Genomic DNA, 2,016 nt, shown 5'->3' with positions numbered 1-2,016 from the left:
GGAGGGTAGAATCGGTCATGGCGTATCCACTCGTGTTGATTGAGATCTTGGTCGTGATCAATCAACAGGATACGCCACCCTTCCTACCTTCTCTCATACACCAGAAATCACCATAGCTCGTTCGGAGCCTAGCCTTACTGTAAAAATATCACCGTCAACCTCCTTCCATTTTATCCATATAGTGCATTGCTAGGGGTATCGTGGTCATACGGCGCTCTTTCGAAGAAGGCTAGGGAAACGCTGCATAAACCCCGCCGCTGCTGCTCGGGCAGCCAACGACGGGGTAGATCTGGACTTTCCTATCACCGTCTGACAGAGCCATCCGATGAAGCAGATCCCGTTCGCCCAGGCTGAGCACCAGAACAAGAAGAAGGTTACCTGCCGCGAGCAGTTCCTGGCGCAAATGGATGCCCTGGTGCCGTGGCAACGGCTGATCGAGGCGCTGTCGCCATCCTACTTCCCCAACGCGGCAGGTAAGCGGGGCCGACCGCCGATTGGCCTGGAGCGCATGCTGCGGATCTACTTCCTTCAACAGTGGTATGCGCTTGCCGACGAGGCGCTGGAAGATGCCATCTACGACAGCCAGGCCATGCGCGACTTTATCGGTATCGACCTGGCCATCGAAAGCGTGCCGGACACCACCACGCTGCTGCGTTTCCGCCATCTGCTGGAGCAGCATGCGCTGACCCAGCGGATCTTCGAGGAGTTCAACGCCAGTCTGACCGATCAGGGCCTGTTCATGCGCGAGGATACGATCGTCGACGCCACCATCGTGGCAGCCGCGCCCTCCACCAAGAACAAGGCCAGGCAACGCGATCCGGCGATGAAGCAGACCAGGAAAGGCAACCAGTGGTTCTTCGGTATGAAGGCGCATATCGGCGTCGATGCGGTCACCGGCCTGACCCACAGCGTTGCCGCGACCTCGGCCAATATCGCCGATGTCACCATGGCCGGCGTCCTGGTCCGCGATGATGACAAGCGAGTATACGGCGATGCGGGTTACACCGGCATGTGGAAGTACCTGGACGAGGAAAAGGATGCCCCGGACTCGAGGTGCTGTGTCGCCGCCAAACGGGGCACCATCAAGAAGATGGAAGACAGCCCTATGAAGACGCTACTGCTGGCCTTCGAGAAGGCCAAAGCCAGCATCCGCGCCAAGGTGGAGCACCCGTTCCATGTCATCAAGAACCTCTTCGGCTACCGGAAGGTCCGCTACAAAGGGCTGGCCAAGAACCAGGCGCAGCTGTTCACCCTGTTCGCCCTCGGCAACCTGGTGCTGGCGGGAAGGTGCGAGGGGGATGCTGACGGGGCCAGTGCGTCTCGAATTTGGCCTAGCAGCCGGAAAACTGGCTACTAGGAAAAACAGGCCACCTAAAATGGTCATGTAATGACTGCTGAGGCGATGATCTGGCCAGGCTGAACGGTTGAAGTGGTCCAATTGGAGCGGACACCCCGATAAGCCTCATAATGGAGGCACTGGAGGTGTTCATGAACAAGAAGACTCGACGTCGGTTTTCCGATGAATTCAAGGCGGATGCGGTGAGTCTGGTGACCGATCAGGGGTATTCCGTATCCGAGGCCGCCCGGCGTCTGGGAGTAGAGCGCAGCGTGCTGGACCGTTGGTGCCGCAAGCACCGCCAGCAGGTCTCCAGCCCCCCGGAGCGGCAGGAAGACGATCGCGACGCCGAGATCCAAAAGCTTCGCGAAGAAGTTCGTAAGCTTCAGATTGAAAAGGATATTCTAAAAAAGGCGGCGGCCTTCTTCGCCAAAGAGTCGAGCTGAGATACCAGTTCATCGAGTCGGAGAAGGCCACCTATCCCGTGGCCGTATTGTGTCGAGTCATGCGGGTCAGCCGGAGCGGTTTCTATGCCTGGCGACGGCGTGGCCCCGATGACCATCGACAGGCCCTGCTCCGCGAGGTCAGAGAGATCCATCGCCGGAAGCGCGGTAGCTACGGCAGCCGCCGCATGGCCGGAGAGCTGCGACGCCGCGGCTACGAGGTCGGCCGTTACCAGG

General features: G+C 59.3%; 1 protein-coding gene and 1 pseudogene. Both read left to right on the top strand.

The window, feature by feature from the left end:
- The first annotated feature begins 325 nt into the window (after positions 1-325).
- Complete coding sequence (locus ACPF7Z_RS19350; protein WP_425194870.1) at positions 326-1,357, top strand: IS5 family transposase; 1,032 nt, start codon at positions 326-328, stop codon at positions 1,355-1,357.
- Between the two features lie 131 nt (positions 1,358-1,488).
- Positions 1,489-2,016 (top strand): annotated as a pseudogene (locus ACPF7Z_RS19345) (transposase); the annotation flags it as partial.

Source organism: Halomonas sp. GXIMD04776, assembly GCF_049808615.1.
Lineage (GTDB): Bacteria > Pseudomonadota > Gammaproteobacteria > Pseudomonadales > Halomonadaceae > Modicisalibacter.
This window is presented reverse-complemented; position numbering and strand designations above follow the sequence as displayed.